Source organism: Pantoea phytobeneficialis (assembly GCF_009728735.1).
In the GTDB taxonomy this organism is placed as follows: Bacteria; Pseudomonadota; Gammaproteobacteria; order Enterobacterales; family Enterobacteriaceae; genus Pantoea; species Pantoea phytobeneficialis.
In genome coordinates this window covers 2,103,052-2,120,783 of record NZ_CP024636.1, presented here as the reverse complement: position 1 = coordinate 2,120,783, position 17,732 = coordinate 2,103,052, and the positions used below count along the sequence as shown (strand labels likewise).

At 57.2% G+C, this 17,732-nt stretch carries 16 protein-coding genes; 3 read left to right on the top strand and 13 right to left on the bottom strand.

Annotated elements, in window-relative coordinates; all coding sequences use genetic code 11:
* Positions 1–40: 40 nt before the first annotated feature.
* A complete protein-coding gene (locus CTZ24_RS09880) occupies positions 41–565 on the bottom strand; it encodes a hypothetical protein (RefSeq protein ID WP_209012099.1) in 525 nt (174 codons plus the stop codon).
* Between the two features lie 164 nt (positions 566–729).
* Here CTZ24_RS09880 and CTZ24_RS09875 point away from each other — a divergent pair, with 164 nt between their 5' ends.
* Together CTZ24_RS09875 and kbaY are read left to right on the top strand one after the other, a co-directional pair.
* The gene (locus CTZ24_RS09875; RefSeq protein ID WP_208725444.1) at positions 730–1,890 is read left to right on the top strand and encodes an SIS domain-containing protein; all 1,161 of its coding nucleotides are present in this window, start codon (positions 730–732) and stop codon (positions 1,888–1,890) included.
* The gene (gene kbaY, locus CTZ24_RS09870; protein WP_208725443.1) at positions 1,890–2,747 is read left to right on the top strand and encodes a tagatose-bisphosphate aldolase subunit KbaY; all 858 of its coding nucleotides are present in this window, start codon (positions 1,890–1,892) and stop codon (positions 2,745–2,747) included. The genes CTZ24_RS09875 and kbaY overlap by 1 nt, the downstream gene beginning before the upstream one ends.
* A 40-nt stretch (positions 2,748–2,787) precedes the next feature.
* Here the strand turns inward: kbaY and CTZ24_RS09865 are convergent, their stop codons facing one another.
* The 12 genes from CTZ24_RS09865 to CTZ24_RS09810 all read right to left on the bottom strand — a co-directional run bounded on the left by CTZ24_RS09865 (position 2,788) and on the right by CTZ24_RS09810 (position 16,533).
* Positions 2,788–5,049: a TonB-dependent receptor gene (locus CTZ24_RS09865; RefSeq protein WP_208725442.1), complete on the bottom strand. Its 2,262-nt coding sequence runs from the start codon at positions 5,047–5,049 to the stop codon at positions 2,788–2,790.
* Between the two features lie 169 nt (positions 5,050–5,218).
* A complete protein-coding gene (araD, locus tag CTZ24_RS09860) occupies positions 5,219–5,917 on the bottom strand; it encodes an L-ribulose-5-phosphate 4-epimerase (protein WP_208725441.1) in 699 nt (232 codons plus the stop codon).
* Positions 5,914–6,774, bottom strand: coding sequence for an L-ribulose-5-phosphate 3-epimerase (locus CTZ24_RS09855; protein WP_021183281.1), 861 nt, complete (start codon positions 6,772–6,774; stop codon positions 5,914–5,916). The genes araD and CTZ24_RS09855 overlap by 4 nt, the downstream gene beginning before the upstream one ends.
* Positions 6,771–7,427: a 3-keto-L-gulonate-6-phosphate decarboxylase UlaD gene (gene ulaD, locus CTZ24_RS09850; RefSeq protein ID WP_208725440.1), complete on the bottom strand. Its 657-nt coding sequence runs from the start codon at positions 7,425–7,427 to the stop codon at positions 6,771–6,773. Before ulaD ends, CTZ24_RS09855 begins: the two co-directional genes overlap by 4 nt.
* Entirely contained in the window at positions 7,424–8,905 is a 1,482-nt protein-coding gene (locus tag CTZ24_RS09845; RefSeq protein ID WP_208725439.1) for an FGGY-family carbohydrate kinase, read from the bottom strand. Before CTZ24_RS09845 ends, ulaD begins: the two co-directional genes overlap by 4 nt.
* A complete protein-coding gene (locus CTZ24_RS09840) occupies positions 8,902–10,197 on the bottom strand; it encodes an MFS transporter (protein ID WP_021183284.1) in 1,296 nt (431 codons plus the stop codon). Before CTZ24_RS09840 ends, CTZ24_RS09845 begins: the two co-directional genes overlap by 4 nt.
* Entirely contained in the window at positions 10,194–10,670 is a 477-nt protein-coding gene (locus CTZ24_RS09835) for a NanQ anomerase/TabA/YiaL family protein (RefSeq protein WP_021183285.1), read from the bottom strand. The genes CTZ24_RS09840 and CTZ24_RS09835 overlap by 4 nt, the downstream gene beginning before the upstream one ends.
* A gap of 14 nt (positions 10,671–10,684) precedes the next feature.
* Positions 10,685–11,683, bottom strand: coding sequence for a 3-dehydro-L-gulonate 2-dehydrogenase (yiaK, locus tag CTZ24_RS09830; RefSeq protein ID WP_208725438.1), 999 nt, complete (start codon positions 11,681–11,683; stop codon positions 10,685–10,687).
* A 276-nt stretch (positions 11,684–11,959) separates the two neighbouring features.
* Positions 11,960–12,787 (bottom strand): SMP-30/gluconolactonase/LRE family protein, encoded by an 828-nt coding sequence (locus CTZ24_RS09825; RefSeq protein WP_208725538.1) that lies wholly within the window; start codon positions 12,785–12,787, stop codon positions 11,960–11,962.
* The gene (locus CTZ24_RS09820) at positions 12,787–13,887 is read right to left on the bottom strand and encodes an ABC transporter substrate-binding protein (RefSeq protein ID WP_021183288.1); all 1,101 of its coding nucleotides are present in this window, start codon (positions 13,885–13,887) and stop codon (positions 12,787–12,789) included. The genes CTZ24_RS09825 and CTZ24_RS09820 overlap by 1 nt, the downstream gene beginning before the upstream one ends.
* Positions 13,884–14,984 (bottom strand): ABC transporter permease, encoded by a 1,101-nt coding sequence (locus CTZ24_RS09815; protein ID WP_021183289.1) that lies wholly within the window; start codon positions 14,982–14,984, stop codon positions 13,884–13,886. Before CTZ24_RS09815 ends, CTZ24_RS09820 begins: the two co-directional genes overlap by 4 nt.
* Positions 14,985–15,006: 22 nt before the next feature.
* Complete coding sequence (locus CTZ24_RS09810) at positions 15,007–16,533, bottom strand: sugar ABC transporter ATP-binding protein (protein ID WP_208725437.1); 1,527 nt, start codon at positions 16,531–16,533, stop codon at positions 15,007–15,009.
* A gap of 325 nt (positions 16,534–16,858) precedes the next feature.
* Here CTZ24_RS09810 and CTZ24_RS09805 point away from each other — a divergent pair, with 325 nt between their 5' ends.
* Complete coding sequence (locus tag CTZ24_RS09805) at positions 16,859–17,695, top strand: IclR family transcriptional regulator (RefSeq protein ID WP_021183292.1); 837 nt, start codon at positions 16,859–16,861, stop codon at positions 17,693–17,695.
* The last annotated feature ends 37 nt before the right edge of the window (positions 17,696–17,732 follow it).

Here is a 17,732-nt window from a genome sequence, read left to right as displayed (position 1 = left end):
AATATAATAATTTATTATTTCTCCTTTGCCTGCCTGTTAATTATTTTCTCTCCATTGGGCGTTGCGCGATAAATCGCGCCGCTACGATTGTTGGCTGCATCTCACGGCGTTGCGCGATAAATCGCGCCGCTACGGTTGTTGGCTGCATCTCACGACGTTGCGCGATAAATCGCGCGGCTACAATTGTTGGCTGCATCTCACGACGTTGCGCAATAAATCGCGCCGCTACGATTGTTGGCTGCATCTCACGGTATTGCGCGATAAATCGCGCCGCTACGGTTGTTGGCTGCATCTCACGGCGTTGCGCGATAAATCGCGCTGCTACGGTTGTTGGCTGCATCTCACGGCGTTGCGCGATAAATCGCGCCGCTACGATTGTTGGCTGCATCTCACGGCGTTGCGCGATAAATCGCGCCGCTACAATTGTTGGCTGCATCTCACGGCGTTGCGCGATAAATCGCGCGGCTACAATTGTTGGCTGCATCTCACGGCGTTGCGTGATAAATCGCGCCGCTACTTCCGCATGATCCGTAGCGGCGTGATTTATCACGCGGTTTCGGCACATCCTAATTATTATCACCTTTCGTTTTCTTCCTTTTTCATGTTGTGCTTTCACTTTCTTTCTTGTAGATTGCATTATTAATTGAAATAACAAAAACACCGCAAAAAGAAAGGTAGTGAAACCATCTGATTGCCTTTCTGTCACGGCTTAATCTTAAGGATAGTGTTATGAATGAAACCCTTGCGGCCAACACGTCGGGCACTCAAACCTGGACCGAAGAAGAGATTCGCCAGCAACCGACCAGTTGGATGACCGCCCTGCACCATCTCGACAACCAGCGTGCAGAACTGGATGACTGGCTGAACACCTTCTATGCGCAACCTGGCGGGAAAATTATTCTGACCGGCGCGGGTTCCTCCGCCTTTATCGGCGACATTATCGCGCCTTGCCTGGCACGTCAGTTACAAGCCAACGTGGTGGCCATCCCCACCACCGACCTCGTCACCAACCCGATGGATTACTTTCACGCTGAGCAACCCTTGCTGCTGGTTTCATTTGCCCGTTCCGGCAACAGTCCGGAAAGCGTGGCTGCGGTGCAACTGGCAAATCAGTTTGTGGCGAATTGCCGTCACCTGATTATCACCTGCAACGCGACCGGCGATCTGTATCATTACGCCTGCGAGCATGACAACGCGCGGGTGCGCCTGATGCCCGCAGAGACTCACGATCGTGGTTTTGCCATGACCAGCAGCATCAGCACCATGATGCTGAGTTGTCTGGCGATTTTTGCCCCTCAACTGTTCAACAGCCACAGCTTTGCCAGCGTAGCGGCATGCTGTGAGGCGATCATTGCCAGCCACGGCGATTTCAGCCAGTCGGCGTTTGGCGATCTCAACTGGCGGCGCGTGGTGTATCTCGGTAGCGGCGGCTTGCAGGGAGCAGCGCGCGAGTCTGCCCTCAAAGTGCTGGAGCTCACTGCCGGGCAACTGGCGGCCTTCTACGAATCGCCGGTGGGCTTCCGTCATGGTCCTAAATCATTGGTTGATGATGAAACCCTGGTGGTGGTGTTTGTCTCCAGCCATCCCTATACCCGCCAATACGATCTTGATCTGCTGGCTGAGCTGCATCGGGAAAACATTGCGCTGCGCGTGGTTGCGATTAGCGATACGCCAGCAACGGTCATGGAAGCCGGTCCACATCTCTACCTGCCTGCCTCGCGCACCTTTAACGATATCGAGCTGGCCTTCTGCTTCCTGGTTTACGCACAGATCTTTGCCCTGACCGCATCGCTGAAAGCGGGTATCACCCCGGACACCCCTTCTGCCAGTGGGACGGTGAATCGCGTGGTGCAAGGCGTGGTGATCCATAGCTGGCCGGAGGTACGCTGATGGGCATTATCTCCACCAAATATCTGCTGCTGAATGCTCAGGCCAATGGCTATGCCGTGCCCGCGTTCAATATCCACAACGCAGAAACCATTCAGGCGATCCTTGATGTCTGCCAAGAGATGCAATCGCCGGTGATTCTGGCGGGCACGCCGGGAACCTTTAAACATATCGCCTTCCAGGAGATTTTTGCCCTGTGCCAGGCTTACTCGCGCAGTTATGGCCTGCCACTGGCGTTGCATCTTGACCACCATGAAACGCTGGCGGATATCAGCAACAAAGTCCACGCTGGCGTGCGTAGCGCGATGATTGACGGCAGTCATGTCCCCTTTGCCGATAACGTTAAACTGACGCGCGAAGTGGTCAACTTCTGCCATCGTCATGATTGCAGCGTTGAGGCCGAGTTGGGCCGTCTGGGTGGTGTGGAAGATGATATGGCGGTCAGTGACGAAAGCGCGTTTTTGACCGATCCCGACGAAGCGCTGGAATTTGTCAATCAAACCGGCGTTGATAGCCTGGCGGTGGCGATTGGTACCGCGCATGGCCTCTATACTCATACGCCGAAGATTGACTTTGAACGGCTGGAAAAGATCCATCAGCGCGTCACTATCCCACTGGTGTTACACGGTGCCAGCGATGTGCCGGATGATTATGTGCGCCGCGCCATCGGCCTGGGGGTGTGCAAAGTCAATGTGGCAACCGAGCTGAAAATTGCCTTTGCCGGGGCGGTAAAAAACTGGTTCGGCGAGAATCCGCAAGGTAACGATCCCCGTTATTACCTGCGGGTCGGTATGGACGCGATGAAGGCTGTGGTGCGCGATAAGATCCTGGTATGTGGTTCTGCGGATCGACTGAAATAATGCGTTCCGGCACGATTTATCGCGCCGGAACCTTTATCGGTTAAAAATCCACGGTCATCGACAGTTTCAGGGTACGCGGGTCGCCCTGCGTCAGGTAGCCATCGCTGGCAGATGCCCAGTAGTTTTCGTTGGTGACGTTCTCCACCGTAGCGCGCCAGACGATGTTGTTTTTCGGCAGTTGCATATCGTAACGCACGCCAAGATCCAGACGTGTCCAGCCATCCACTTTCAGGGTGTTCGCTTCGTCAGCATATTGCGAACCGGTGCGGATCACGCGCCCGGTCGCGGTCACGCCCTGCAAGCCCGGAATATCCCATTCCCCGCCCAGCACCAACTGATAACGCGGTACGCCAATCGCGTCTTTGCCATCATAGGTACCGTCCTGAGTTTTGGTCAGTTCCGGGTCCATCCAGGTGGCGCTACCGTTCAGGCGCACGCCGTACACCGGCTCTCCAAACAGGCTCAGTTCCAGACCACGGTTACGTTCTTCGCCGTAGTTACCGTATTCATATTGATCGGTGCCGCTGCTGTTGCCGAGATAGCGATAGGTCGCTACCGGTTTGCGGATCTCGAACACGGCGATTGAACCGGCGATACGGCCATAATCGGCTTTCACCCCTACTTCGTTTTGTTTGGAGGTTTCGATACCGGTGACCTGACCACCGTTCACCACCGTACCGCTGCCGTAGCTGCTGCTGGCGGTTTCACCGGCCTGCAACGCTTCAATATGGTTGGCGTAGAAGGAGATGTTTTTCCACGGTTTCAACACCAGACCAAATGCTGGAGTGACTTTCATCTGGCTAAAATTGGCCGACTGCACGCCATCGTAATCGTAGTTAGTAACGTTGACCGACTGACGGCGCAGCGCGGTGATCAGCTGCACGCGATCATCCAGTATCGACATGGTATCGGCCAGCGACACACCGCTGTTGAAGGTGCGGCTGGTGACTCGCGGGTCGTCCATATGGCCGCCGGTATAAGCCACATCGGTTGGTTCATCAACATAGGTTGGATCGTAGATATTGGTGCTGATGCTGGCGGAAGACATCGCATACGAGCTGCGGATGCGGCTCCAGGTGCTGGAGTAACCAAAGTTGATGCTGTGGTTTACAAACCCGGTGTCAAACTTGCCGCGAATCCCGGCCTGGCTTGACAGGCCGTCGGAGAAATACGGCACGCGCATCTGCCCCATAGTGGCATCACCGTTGCTGTCATTAACGGTCGGTGAGGAGTAAGAACCGTATTCATGGGTGTGGTTGCCGCCAATACCGCCGTACAGCGTCCAGTTGTCGCTGAGATCATATTCGCTTTTTAGCATGGCAAACTGGCTGCTGGTGTCGGTAAAGGCCCATTTCTGGCCGTAGTTGGTGGTGGCCGACGGCGCTTTGGGAATGCTGGTCATACCGCTGGTGTACACCACCGAACGCGCACCGTGCACCGTCTGCTTTTCCGCACCGGCATCCAGTGAGGCTCGGAAGCGATCACCATGATAATCGAGGCCGATGGTGCCCAGCGTCAGGCGGCGTTTCTGATTATCCACCGCCGTTTCCCCTTCACGATGCACCGCGTTGACGCGAATGCCCCATTGATCGTTGTCGCCAAAGCGACGGGCAATATCCAGCGCCCCGCCCACCTGGGATTTCGAGGTGTAGTCAAGGGAGACGCGGGTCAGTGGCTCGCTCCCGGCCCGTTTCGGTTCCAGGTTGATGGTGCCACCCACGCCGGTGCCGCCCGGCGGCACACCGTTAAGGAACGCGCTCGCGCCTTTCAGAATATCCACGCGATCGGCCAGTTCCACCGGCATAAACTGACGTGGCAATACGCCATACAGGCCACCAAATGAGATATCTTCACTGGCCAGCTCAAAGCCGCGAATTTTATAGATTTCCTGGGTGTTGCCGTAACCATAACCGGTCGCGACCGAGGCATCGTTGCGCACCACATCGCTCACCGAGCGCGCCTGCTGATCCTGAATGGCTTTATTGGTGTAACCCACGATGCTGAACGGCACGTTCATGGCACTTTGTTCGCCAAGGATGCCAAGGCGTCCACCGTTGGCAACCTGCCCGTCAAGATACGCCGGCACCAGCGCGTCGCCGCCCGGATTGAAGCGGTTAACCGGGGTGGCGGTGACGGTAAGGGTGTTTTCCTGTGGAACTTTTTTCGCCGGAGTCACCTGCGTGGTGGTGTCAGCCGCTGATGCAGCGTGCACCGCAAAGTTACAGCAGACACTGATCATCATCGCCAGGCTGCTGGGCGCAGGGAACTTTTTCCCGCGCATAAGAACAGGTTTATTATTCATGAATAAAGTAATCACTGGTGTCAAAAAAGATGAATGATAATGAGAGTGATTAGCTTTATTTTCTGTTTTGGTCTGGTAATTTCTGCGTAATTTTTTTGCCAGCAAATATAACCGAATCGTTCAGTATGCCCCGTCGCGGCGCGATTTATCGCGCCGCGACGTAAACAAGTTACTGCCCATAATAGGCATTTGCGCCGTGCTTTCTGAGAAAATGTTTATCCAGCAGATCCTGCTGCATGCTTTTGATCCCCGGCGTTAGCTGGCGCGAAAAAATTCCCATATAGGCAATCTCTTCCAGCACCACGGCGTTATGCACCGCGTTGTCGGCATCTTTGCCCCAGGCAAAGGGACCGTGGGCATTGACCAATACCGCCGGAATCGCCGTCGGACTGATGCCGCGGTTGCGGAAGGTTTCAATAATCACCTGTCCGGTGTTGTATTCGTAGTCATTGACGATCTCCTGCTCGGTCATCAGCCGGGTACAGGGGATGGAGCCATAGAAGTAATCGGCATGGGTGGTGCCCCAGGCCGGTAAATCCTGCCCGGCCTGTGACCAGATGGTGGCATGACGCGAATGGGTATGCACAATGCCGCCAATGTCGGCAAACGCGCGATAGAGCGCCAAATGGGTGGCGGTATCCGATGAAGGTTTCTTGCTGCCCTCCACGATACGCCCGCTTTCCAGCTCCAGCACCACGATATCCTCCACCGTCATGCCGTCGTACTCCACGCCGGAGGGTTTGATCGCCACCAGACCACTGGCACGATCGATGGCGCTGACATTGCCCCAGGTAAAGGTAACCAGATGATGGCGCGGCAACGCCAGGTTGGCTTCCAGTACCTGTTGTTTCAAGGTTAATACGCTCACAATAATCCCCCTTCCTGCATTTTTTGTTCAATCCAGCGCCGTGCCTGCACAATCTCCGCCACCGGCTCCTCGGCTTTTTCGGTCCACATCTCAATCAGAAACGCCCCGCGATAATTCAGCTGCTTCAGGGTGCGGAACACGCTGACAAAATCGACGCAGCCCTGACCAAAAGGCACATCGCGGAACTGCCCCGGCGAGCTGGCGGTGACCGGTTGGGTGTCTTTCAGATGGATAGCGGCAATGCGATCAATACCGAGCGTCAGTTCGGCGGCAACGTCATTGCCCCAGGCGCTGAGGTTGCCAACGTCGGGATAGACGGAGAACCAAGGCGACGCCTGTTGCTGCTCCCACACCTTCCATTTACTGATGGCGTTGATAAATTCGGTGTCCATAATCTCCACCGCCAGCATCACCTGTGCGGCTGCGGCACGCTCCACCGCGCGGGACAACCCCGCCGCAAAACGCGCCACCGTGCCTTCATCGTGCGGTTCGTAGTAGACGTCATAACCAGCCAACTGGATGGTGCGAATGCCGACATCCTTCGCCAGTTGAATCGCCCGATCCATCAGGTCATCGGCGCGCTGACGTGTCTGCGCATCATGGCTACCGAACGGAAAGCGGCGATGGCCGGACAGGCACATCGACGGAATGCTGACGCCGGTTTCAATCATCGCGTTGACCAGTGACAGGCGCTGTTCTTTACTCCAGTCCAGCCTGGACAGACGCTCATCAGTCTCATCGACGGACATCTCGACAAAATCGAAGCCACAGGCTTTCGCCAGGGCCAGTCGCTCTGGCCAGGTGAGATGGGCCGGCAGTGCTTTTTCATAAATTCCCAGTGGATGCTGGCGTTTCATGCGGTTCCCCAGATGTTGGCAATGGCCTGATGAAATTGGTTAGCGGTGGCAATGCCGGTGACACTGTCACTCAATGCGCGTCCGGCGATAAATGCCTTGACGTCGATATTGCGGAACTGCGGCAGTTCTTCCGGGGTGATACCGCCGGTGATCGACAGGGCAAACCCCATATCGGATAGCGCCTGCATCGCCGCCAGATCCTGCTGGCTCCACTGTTGACCGCTGGCCTGTGCATCACGTCCGCGATGGTAGATGGCCTGCGTCAGACCCAGGCTGCGCCACTGGCGGGCATCTTCCAGTGTCCAGTGACCAAACAGCTCGATCTGGATATCGCCCTGATAGCTGCGCGCCACGTCCAGTGCGGTGGCAAAGGTCGCCAGCGGCGCAGCGCAGATCACCGTCATCCAGTTGGCTCCGGCGTCAAACGCCATCCTGGCCAGGGTGGCACCGGCATCGGCGACTTTAAAATCGGCCACCAGGGTTTTCGCCGGATGCTGCTGACGCAGGCGGCGTACCGCTTCAATCCCGGCGCTGAAACACAAAATGGTGCCTGCCTCGATGATGTCGACCTCCTGATGGAGTTGCTGCGCGGTACTCAGCGCGGCATCGAGGTCGGTGTGGTCCAGCGCCAGCTGGAGCAAAGGAAGGCTCATGGGTTAACTCCTTGTGCAGCCGCCAGCGCATTGACCAGTTGCTGATAACGTTGATATTTCTGCTGATAACGGGCGTGCCGGGTGTCATCGGGTTGCCAGGTGACGATGTCGGGATTCAGCGCCTGCTGCGCCTGTTGCAGCGAGACATAGGCACCGGTGCCGGTGAGCGCGACCAGCGCCGCGCCCAGGCAGCCACTTTCGGCAATTTGCGGCACCTCAACCGGCAAGCCACTGGCATCGGCCAGCATCTGCATCCAGGGGGCAGAACGGGTCGGCCCGCCGCTCAGACGCAACGCGCTGGCCTGCGGGAAACGCTGACGCATCCGGTTGAGATGGGTCAGATGCGAGAACACCACGCCTTCATAGATCGCCTGCACCAGATGCGCGCGGGTGTGCCCCGCCTGCATACCAAAGAAACTGCCGTGCAGGTCGGTCCCGGCGTTGCAGCCGTAGAGGAAAGGCAGGAACAACAGCGAACTGCTGGCCGCTGGCAGAGCAGCCACCCAGTCGTTCAGTTGCTGATAATCTTCGATGCCCCACTGTTGGCAGAACCACTCAAGGTTGGCGGCGGAAGTCGGGCTGGCATCATGGATGATGAACTGATCGTCGATGGCATAACGGCCATAGACAAACGGGTAATCGGTCTCAGCGATGATGCGGTCGGTAATGCCGCTGGTGACGGACCAGGTCCCCATTACCGCGTTCAGGCGGGTCGCGTCATGCAATCCGGCGCACAGGGCCGTCGACACTACATCAAACAACCCACCAACCACCGGCGTGCCTTCCCGCAGTCCACACAAGGCCGCAGCCTGCGCGGTGACATACCCGGCCACCTCGGTCGGGCCGATAATCGGTGGTAAGGCCGGGACGATTTCGCTGATCGCTAAGGTTTCAGCCAACGCCGCCGACCAGCCACCGCTTTGCATGTCATACAAATTGGATTCGGAGATATTGGTTTCTTCACAGGCCAGCGCACCGGTCAGGCAGAAGCGCAGGTAATCATGAGCCATCAGTACGCTGCCAATTGTCGCGTAACGCTGTGGTTCATGTTGTTTGATCCAGCGCAGCAACGACACCGGATGGCCGGTCCACAACGTCTGCCGCGTTTGCGGATAGAGTTGTTGTGGCATACCGTCACGCTGCCACTGCTGCACCAGCGTCAGCGCGCGACGATCCGAGGAAAGGATGCCATTACCCAGCGGCTGACCCTGCTTATCCAGCAGAAATAGCCCCTTGCCCTGAGCAGAGATCCCGACACCCGCCACCTGCGCCGCCTGTTGCCCGCTTTGGTGCAGCACTTCGCGGATCACCGCCGCCGCCTGTTGCCACAACTGGGTCATGTCGCGTTCCGCCCAGCCCGGCTGTGGCACCAGCACCGGCAGGTTTTGTCGTGCCACCGCCAGCTCGCGCCCCTGGGCGTCATATAACCCGGCTTTAATAAAGGTGCCGCCGCAGTCCAGCCCTAACCAACTCTTCATGCGGCCTCCCCTTTGGCGGAGTCGCAGCGCGCCGGTAACGTCAGTGCCAGCAGCGAGGCAATCGCCAGCGAGATCGCCAGGCTGTAAACCCCGGCATCCTTGCTGTACTCCGCAATCAGGACGCCCACCATATACGGACCGCAGAACCCACCGAGATTACCCAGCGCATTGATCAGACCGCGCGCACCACCGGCGACCTCAGCGTTAAACAGGCGTGGCGGAATGCTCCAGAACACACCAGCCGCCGACTGGATAAACACGCCACAACCCACCAGGGCGGCATACGACCACCAGATGTGTGCTTTCAGCAGCACCGACAGCGCCATGCACAGGGCAAACCCGGCCAGCGGCAGCGCCACGAAAATCTTGCGGCGACCGCTGGCATCGGACAGCGCCGAGAACAGGAACATGCCAAAAATCGCCCCGACATACGGCAGAATCGCCAGCATCCCTACCTTCTCGGCATTACCGTTGGTCAGCCCTTTGAGGATGGTCGGCAGCCACAGGGTGTAGCCATAAATCCCGGTCTGGTAGAAGAAGTTCACCAGGATCAGACGCCACATCACCGGCTCACGCATCACCCGGCTCAGCGAGGCTTTGCGCGTGTTCTGACCTTTAATCATCAGTTGTTCATCGTGCAGGGTCTTGATCAGATACTGCTTCTCGGCGGGTGAAATCCAGCGCGCTTCCTGCGGGCGGTTGCTGATGGTGAACAGCCACAAGGCCATAACGAACACCGACAGCACCCCTTCAACAAAGAACAGCATGCGCCAGTCCCAGTTGGTGATGATCCAGCCTGACAGCGGTGCGGTAATGATCCCGGCAATCGGGACGAACATAATGACGATGGCGTTGGCGCGACCACGTTCTTTATCCGGGAACCAGTTGCCGATCATCGTCAGCACCACCGGCAACATGCCGCCTTCCGCGACGCCGAGGGCAAAGCGCAGCGCCAACAACTGATACTGGCTGGTGGCTAACCCGGTGAGGATCGAGATCACCGCCCATGCCAGCAACGACCAGCCAATAAAACGTTTGCCGTTGCCGTACACCGCCAGCTTGCCGCCCGGTACTTGCAGGAACAGATAACCAATAAAGAAGATGCCACCGGCTAACCCAGCCATCGAAGCGCTGATGCCCAGCTCTGCATCCATCCCGCCCGGCATGGCAAACGCGATATTGACGCGATCCATGTAGGAGATGATGCAGGTGATCAAAATCGGCGGGATGATGCGCAGCCAGCGCAGTGCCGGAACGCCTTCACGCGTCAGTGCGGTTGATGTCAGACTCATGCGACCTCCTCCAGCGCGGTTGTCGGGATCTTCACCACCACTTTGCGGATCGCACCCGGCAAATCCGGTGCGCAGTTGGGTCGGTGAATATCCTGCGGGAAGAACACCGCAAAGGTGCCTGGCACCATGCGAATCAGAGTTTCATCCGCTGCGTGCTGGTAAAAAATAATGTCGCGTTCGGGGTTGTACGGCTGGTGCACCGCCAGGCTGGCGGGTTGATTCGCCACGCCAATCACCTCCGCCCCCGACACCAGATATTGCACATCGATATGATGGCGGTGCGCTTCAGGATAGTTTTCCTCAGCCGGTGCGGTTTGCAGATCCAGTACCTGCACCTGCCAACCGGTGGCGCTGTCAACATGGCGTCCGGCGGCCATCGTTGCCAGATCGTGACCGGCCAGATACGCAATGGCGCGGGCGATAGCGGGCGGATAGTGGCGTGCATCGGTGTTGGCGATATGTCCGGTAATCATGGGGTTATCCTCCGTTACAACGCCTGGATACGCGTCCAGACACGCTCATCCACCGGGATGCCGAGACGCAGGTTTTCCGCCCGCAGCACCGGGAAGCGCTCACCCGGCAGGCGTACCGCCTGTTGACTGTCGGCACGTTCGGCACCGGTAATCGAGGCGCGAATGCGTTGCAGTTTGTGGTCGCGGGTGGCGCCGTCAATCAGGCGATCGACATCGATAGCGATAAACACCTGCGAGATACCAAATTCGTCACCGTTGTCTTCGGTCACCTCGGTCACCGACGCGCCGTTGGAGAGCAGCGTGGCGAGCATATCCAGCACCACCGACAACGCCGAGCCTTTCCAGTAACCCATAGGTAAGATGCGACGGTTGTTTTCGATGGTGGCGGGATCGCGGGTGTAGTTGCCGTCGTTATCAAAACCGCCATCCACCGGCAGGGTTTTGCCCGCCAGGCGATTCACTTCCAACATGCCGTAGGAAAACATCGACATCGACATATCCACCATGGTGATGGGTTCACCCGGTACCGCAACAATCAGCGGGTTGGTGCCGATAGCACAGTTTTTCGCCCCCCACGGCGGCATCACCGCAATCGAGTTGGTCCAGCAGATGCCAACATAGCCCTTCTCTGCCGCTTGCCAGCCGTAACTGCCGCCGCGCATCCAGTGGTTAGCATTACGCAAGGCAACCAGGCCGATGCCGTGATCGGTCGCCAGTTCGATGGCACGATCCATCATGCTGCGCGCGGTAATGTTGCCGATGGCGCGGTGCGCATCCCACTGCTCGATAGCACCCAGTGACAACACTTTATTGGCCGTGGCCTCCGGCACGATATGTCCGGCATCCAGTTGCTGAATAAAACGGGGAAAACGGTTCACGCCGTGGGAATAGACACCATTCAGGCTGGTTTCGGCAAACATGGCGGCACACGCGGTGGCCTTCTCCTCTGGCACCTTGCGACTCAGCAAGACGCGCAGGAATTCTTCATATAATTGCTGATAGCTGATTCTCATAACGGCTACTGTCTCCCCAGCGCTACGCCCTATATTTCATATGTTGGAATGTCGTTCCAAATAAATCGTATGGCGAAAGCAAAGAGGAGTCAAAGAAATGGCTGGAAAATTTATCGTTTAAAATCAATCAAATAAAACTTTGATCGACTTTTGTGATCGGCCGCAAATCGGCCAGATTTCAGACGTGGGGAAGCCGGGACAGACGATCCTGCCCCGATGCGTAGCGGCGCGATTTATCGCGCGATGCCGGAAAAATCCGCGCGATTAATCGCGCCGTTACAAACGCACCCGATACAACGACGTGGTGGCGGTGATATACAGCTCGTCACCCTGCGGGCCGCCCAGCGTACAGTTCGATACCCGCTCCGGTAACGCAATTTTGCCGCGCGTCCTACCGCTGCTGTCGAAGATGATCACGCCGTCGGCACAGCTACAGTAGATATCGCCGTTCGCCGCGACACAGAAGCCGTCAGGAAAACCCGGTGCCACCTCGGCAAAGAATTGCCCCGCCATCAACTCGCGACCATCCACCTTGTAGACGCGCAATTGGCGACGCCCCAGCGTGGGGAAATCCACCACCGACATATCGGCCACGTACAGCAGGCTTTCATCGGGCGAAAACGCCAGGCCGTTGGGACGTTGCAGATCGCTGGCGGCGATACTGAGCTGCCCGCTGGCCGGATCGAAGCAGTAGAGATAACAACCGATCACCTGGCTGTGAGCGTGATACCCCTCCTCATCGTTGACGATCCCGTACGGCGGATCGGTGAACCACAGGGTGCCATCGGAACGTACCACCACATCATTCGGTGAGTTAAAGCGTTTGCCCTCGACCTTATCAATCAACAGCGTCACGCTACCGTCATGCTCGGTACGGCTGATGGCGCGGCGACCATGTTCACAACTCACCACTCGCCCCTCAAGGTCACGCGCGTTACCGTTGGCATAGTTGGCGTTGGCGCGCCACAGGCTCAACTCACCGTTGCGCTGCCAGCGGAACATCCGGTTGCCTTTGACATCGCTAAACACCACCGCATCCTGCTGCGGCAGCCATACCGGGCCTTCGGCCCAGATGGCGGGTGAACAGAGTTTTTCCGGCTGCATCACTGTACGCCCCAGATGGTTTTGTAGTGTCCCTGATAGTTGTTCGCCGGGTCGTAGTTGTTTTCCGGGCCGCCGTCGTTGGCGATATTGTCTTTGGTGATCAGATGCGCCGGCGTTACATAGCCAGAGGAAGGTTGACCGGCAAAGGCGCGGTTGAACTCATCCAGCAATTGCCAGCCGTGCAGCTTGAGCGGCTCAGCTACCGTGGCGATCTGGCTGTCGCTGTTACGGATACGCTGGAAAGCTGAGATGGAACCGTCACCGGCAGAAATATTGAAAGGCGCATTGCTGCCCCCTTTACCCGCGGTTTTCAGCGACGGAGCCATAAAGTCAAAATAGAGATCGTTGATCGACAGCGCGTACTGGAAATGATCGCCGTATTTCTGCAACAGGCTGAAGGTCATGGAAGGCATACGGTTGGCGGTATCCGCCAGCGGCGTATCGATAAATTCCACCACCTTGCAGCCGCTGCACTTCTCAATCTCCTGCTTCATGGTATTGGCCTTGTCCAGCGCGATTTGGTACAGCGAGTCGGTGAAGATCAACACCTGCGCCTTACCACCGGATTTCACCACGGCATATTGCGCCGCCAGCCGCGCCACATCATTGGAATCGGAGGTGATATTGTCCGTCACGCCATATTTTGCAATCGGTCCCGGCTGCGGTTCAGCATGCCAGGCCATCAGCACGATCTTTTGTTCTTTGGCTTTCTTCAGCGGGATTTTTGCCACGTTCGGGTTCCAGCCACCAATCACGATGCCATCCGGGCGCTGGGCAATTGCCTGATTCAGCGCCGCGAGCTGGTCTTTCACCGAACCGCCACCATCCAGAGTTTCCAGTTTCCATCCCGCGACCTTCGCCGCTTCACTCAGCCCTTGCTGCACCCCCTGCACCCCACCGTTTTTCATATCAGAGGCGATAAAAATGATTTTTTTGTTCGGTTGCAGTTTAGGGCCGGTGGTCGGCCCATCCCAGGTGCTCGAGCTGGCGGTGGCCTTCGCCACGGCAGCGGTCGCCTGATCCAGGTAGCTGTCAGCCTGCGCGGAGGCGGAGGCCACCAGCAAAGCGGCCAAGGTAAGACTCAATGCCTGATTTTTCATAATGAATTCCCTGGTGTGATGGTTTTTTGTTTATGGTCAGGTGCAGAGGTCGGTGCGCTCTGACTGCGCACCACGGCTTTTTGGTTCAGCAGGCGGCGACGCTGGGCGTAACCGGCAAGCGTAATCGACAGCAACAAGGTCGCGCCGTTAAATAACGGTTCGACCCAGAAGTCGCCGCCAAATTGTTGGATCCCGGCAATACCGATGGCGAGAATGGCGATACCCACCACGGTGCCCCAGATGTTCACCCGTCCCGGACGAATGGTGGTGCTACCGAGGAAAGCCCCCACCAGCGCTGGCAACAGATAATCCATCCCGACGCTGGCCTGGCCTACGCCCTGTTCAGCCGCAATCAGTACGCCACTGAAACCGGTCAACACGCTGGAGGCGATAAAGGTCCCGATGATGTATTTATTCACCGCAATGCCGTTGAGGCGCGCGGCAGTGGGGTTGCCACCTACCGCATACATGCAACGGCCCAACGGGGTATGTTCGGTGACGAGCCACAGCACCAGCGCAACGATCAACACATAAAACGCGCCGATGGGAATGCCGAACAACTCGGTATGATGCAGCGCGCTAAAGGCATCCGGCAGATCGCCAACAATTTGCCGACCACCGGAGTGCCACAGCGCCACGGCGTACAGCACGGTGCCGGAGCCGAGGGTGGCGACAAAGCTGTCAATATCCGCTAGCGCTACCAGGATGCCGTTCAGTAACCCGTAGAGCGCCGAGATCACCAGCACCGTCAGCACCGCCATCTGCCATGAGAAGCCGTACTCCACCTGAAGGGTAATGGCGAGGATATGCCACAGCACAATGCCGAAACCGACGTTCAGGTCGATCTTGCCGACAATCATTGGCAAGGTCGCCGCCAGCGCCAGCAGCGCAATCTTGGCTTTACTGGCGAGGATCGCCTGTAAGGTCAGCATGGTGGCAAACGACGGTGACAGCGCCGAGAACAACAGGGTTAACACCACACATAACAGCAACAGGCCGTAGCGGGTCATTATCTGCATCGACCAGGGGGCAAAGCCATGTTGCGCAAGGCTGACCCGCTGCTCCAGCGCGGTGGATTTGACGGATGTTTTTGACATAATTTTTCTCCTGCCTTCCTTTTCAGACGGTGGTTAATGGGGCAGCGCTGCTGGCAGAGGCCAGCTCCAGCAAACCGGCAAAGCTAACCTGTTCATTTTTTAATTCGCCGACCACCTGACCACGGTTAAACACCAGCGCGCGGTTGCAGATATGGGCGATCTCTTCGAGGTCATTGGATATCACCAGTACCGCCACGCCCTCGGTCAGCGCTTTATTCAGCAGGTGATAGATTTCTTCGCGCGCGCCCACATCGACGCCTGCGGTGGGGTCTTCCAGAATCAGCAGCGGCGCATTGAGATGCATCCAGCGCGCCATCACCACCTTCTGCTGGTTGCCGCCCGATAAGGCGCTGATGTCGAGATTGACGTCTTTCGGACGCACATCGAATAACTGAACTTTCCACCAGCTGGCACCGATTTCGGCACGCCGTCCGTAGCGTGACAAAAGCCGATGACCACTGGCGCAGGGATTAAGAAACAGGTTTTCACGCACGCTCATCGACATCACCAGGCTCTCGCCGGTGCGGTCCCCCGCCACCAGCGACACGCCAGCCGCCATCGCCTGTTGGGGCGTCTGTGGCTGATACGCCTGGTCACGGAAGCGCAGCGTCCCGGCGGTGGCCTGACGCAAACCAAACAGCAGGCGGCCAATTTCCTCTTGCCCGGCACCGCGTAAGCCAGCCAGCGCCAGCATTTCGCCCGGTTGCAGGCTGAAGCTGACCGGCCCGACTTCATCAATGCAGAGTTGATCCAACACCAGCACCGGTTTGCTCGCAGCCGGTAGCGGTTGCCGTTGATTCCCTTCCAGCGCCTCCCCAACAATCATCTCCACCAGATCGTGCAGTTGATAATCGGCAGTGTTGCCTTCTGCAACGCGTTTACCATCACGCATCACACAGATGCGGTCGGCAATCTCAATCACTTCATCAAGGCGGTGGGTGACGTAAATCATGCCAACTTTGCGACTTTTCAGTCGGTTGATGACTTCGAACAGGTGACGCACATCGTTGGCGGGTAACGAGGCAGTAGGTTCATCCAGCACCAGCACTTCGGCGTTGACCGCCACTGCGCGCGCAATCGCCAGCAGGGATTTCTCGGTGCGCGACAGTTCAAACACGCGGGCATCCGGGTCCAGCATGATGCCGACATCGTTCAGGGCGGCACGCGAACGCTCGCGCACCGCCCGCCAGTCGATCAAGCCGAGACGACGGGTAAAACCCATCACCAGCGCCATATTTTCCGCCACCGTCATCCATTCAATCAGCCCGAGATCCTGATGAATAAAGGCGATTGGCTGCCGGGTGGCGGTTTTCAGACTGGCGGCCGACGCGATGCTGGCGTCGTGAAAGCGGATATCGCCCTCATCCCGGCTATACACTCCGGCCAGCACTTTGATCAGCGTGGATTTTCCGGCACCGTTTTCGCCCAGCAGGGCAACCACCTCGCCGGGAAAAACCTCAAGACTGACATCATTAACGGCGGGATTACCGCCAAAGCGTTTGGTGATATGGCTCAGAGTAAGAACCGGTGTACCCGGGCTATGCTGCATTACCGCCTCCTGCAAACTCCTGGTGAGCATCAACAGCGGCGACAGCATCAAAACACCGCTAAATTTCAACATACGAAATACGATTCCAAAAAATACTATTCCTGGTGCGCAGGAAAAGCAAAGAAGTAGCGAGGATAAATTTCATTAATAAACAAATAGATATAATTCTTGTTGCGGATTTGTGATGCATCACTCACTTCGGTAAGGGGTGGATTTTCGCCAAAAGTCACACTAAACCTGGCGAAGGATTCCCAGGCTGAAGTGCATGGGTTAACATCTGGCGACTGCTCTTTTATCGGAGTGGGAAAACTAAGAGGAAGCGTGGATGGTGGTTAAAGTAGCGAAAGCGAAGGAAGAGAAGAGTGACAAGCCACTGGGGACGCAGAGCTTGTTTCGTGGGCTGCAACTGATTGAATTACTGAGCAACTACCCGAACGGTTGCCCGTTGGCCCATCTTTCTGAGTTGTCCGGGATGAACAAAAGTACCGTGCATCGCCTGTTGCAGGGTTTGCACAGCAGCGGTTATGTCACGCAGGCACCCTCGCCTGGCAGTTACCGTCTGACCACTAAGTTTATTTCTGTCGGACAGAAGGCCCTCTCCTCCCTCAACATCATCCATGTCGCTGCCCCGCATCTGGAGAAACTGAATCTGGAAGTGGGCGAAACGGTCAACTTCTCCAGCCGCGAAGATGATCATGTGATCCTGATTTATAAACTGGAACCCACCACCGGGATGATGCGCACCCGCGCCTATATCGGCCAGCATATGCCGCTGTATTGTTCAGCGATGGGGAAAATTTTTATGGCCTGGGGCAGCGAAGAATATCCGGCGCACTACTGGCAAAGCCATCAGGACAGCATTCAACAGTTGACCAAAAACACCATCACCACGCTCCCGGAGATGCTGGAAGAACTGAAGTCCATTCGTCAGCAGCAGACGGCAATGGATCGCGAAGAGAATGAACTGGGTGTTTCCTGCATCGCCGCGCCGGTGTTTGATATTCAGCAACGGGTGCCTTATGCGGTGTCGATTTCACTGCCCACCGCCAAGATGCAACAGATTGGGGTGAAAAAACTGATGGGTCCGGTGGTCGCCACCGCCCGTGCGATTTCGGAAGAGCTGGGATACGTGGTGCCGCAAAAGGCGTGTACCTTACCGTAAAAGAATCCGTACCGTAGCGGCACGATTTATCGCGCAG

Coding starts and splice junctions, on each gene's coding strand:
- CTZ24_RS09880 (WP_209012099.1), bottom strand. CDS start 565: ATGTGCCGAAACCGCGTGATAAATCACGCCGCTACGGATCATGCGGAA.
- CTZ24_RS09875 (WP_208725444.1), top strand. CDS start 730: ATGAATGAAACCCTTGCGGCCAACACGTCGGGCACTCAAACCTGGACC.
- kbaY (WP_208725443.1), top strand. CDS start 1,890: ATGGGCATTATCTCCACCAAATATCTGCTGCTGAATGCTCAGGCCAAT.
- CTZ24_RS09865 (WP_208725442.1), bottom strand. CDS start 5,049: ATGAATAATAAACCTGTTCTTATGCGCGGGAAAAAGTTCCCTGCGCCC.
- CTZ24_RS09855 (WP_021183281.1), bottom strand. CDS start 6,774: ATGAAACGCCAGCATCCACTGGGAATTTATGAAAAAGCACTGCCGGCC.
- ulaD (WP_208725440.1), bottom strand. CDS start 7,427: ATGAGCCTTCCTTTGCTCCAGCTGGCGCTGGACCACACCGACCTCGAT.
- CTZ24_RS09845 (WP_208725439.1), bottom strand. CDS start 8,905: ATGAAGAGTTGGTTAGGGCTGGACTGCGGCGGCACCTTTATTAAAGCC.
- CTZ24_RS09840 (WP_021183284.1), bottom strand. CDS start 10,197: ATGAGTCTGACATCAACCGCACTGACGCGTGAAGGCGTTCCGGCACTG.
- CTZ24_RS09835 (WP_021183285.1), bottom strand. CDS start 10,670: ATGATTACCGGACATATCGCCAACACCGATGCACGCCACTATCCGCCC.
- yiaK (WP_208725438.1), bottom strand. CDS start 11,683: ATGAGAATCAGCTATCAGCAATTATATGAAGAATTCCTGCGCGTCTTG.
- CTZ24_RS09825 (WP_208725538.1), bottom strand. CDS start 12,787: ATGCAGCCGGAAAAACTCTGTTCACCCGCCATCTGGGCCGAAGGCCCG.
- CTZ24_RS09820 (WP_021183288.1), bottom strand. CDS start 13,887: ATGAAAAATCAGGCATTGAGTCTTACCTTGGCCGCTTTGCTGGTGGCC.
- CTZ24_RS09815 (WP_021183289.1), bottom strand. CDS start 14,984: ATGTCAAAAACATCCGTCAAATCCACCGCGCTGGAGCAGCGGGTCAGC.
- CTZ24_RS09810 (WP_208725437.1), bottom strand. CDS start 16,533: ATGCAGCATAGCCCGGGTACACCGGTTCTTACTCTGAGCCATATCACC.
- CTZ24_RS09805 (WP_021183292.1), top strand. CDS start 16,859: ATGGTGGTTAAAGTAGCGAAAGCGAAGGAAGAGAAGAGTGACAAGCCA.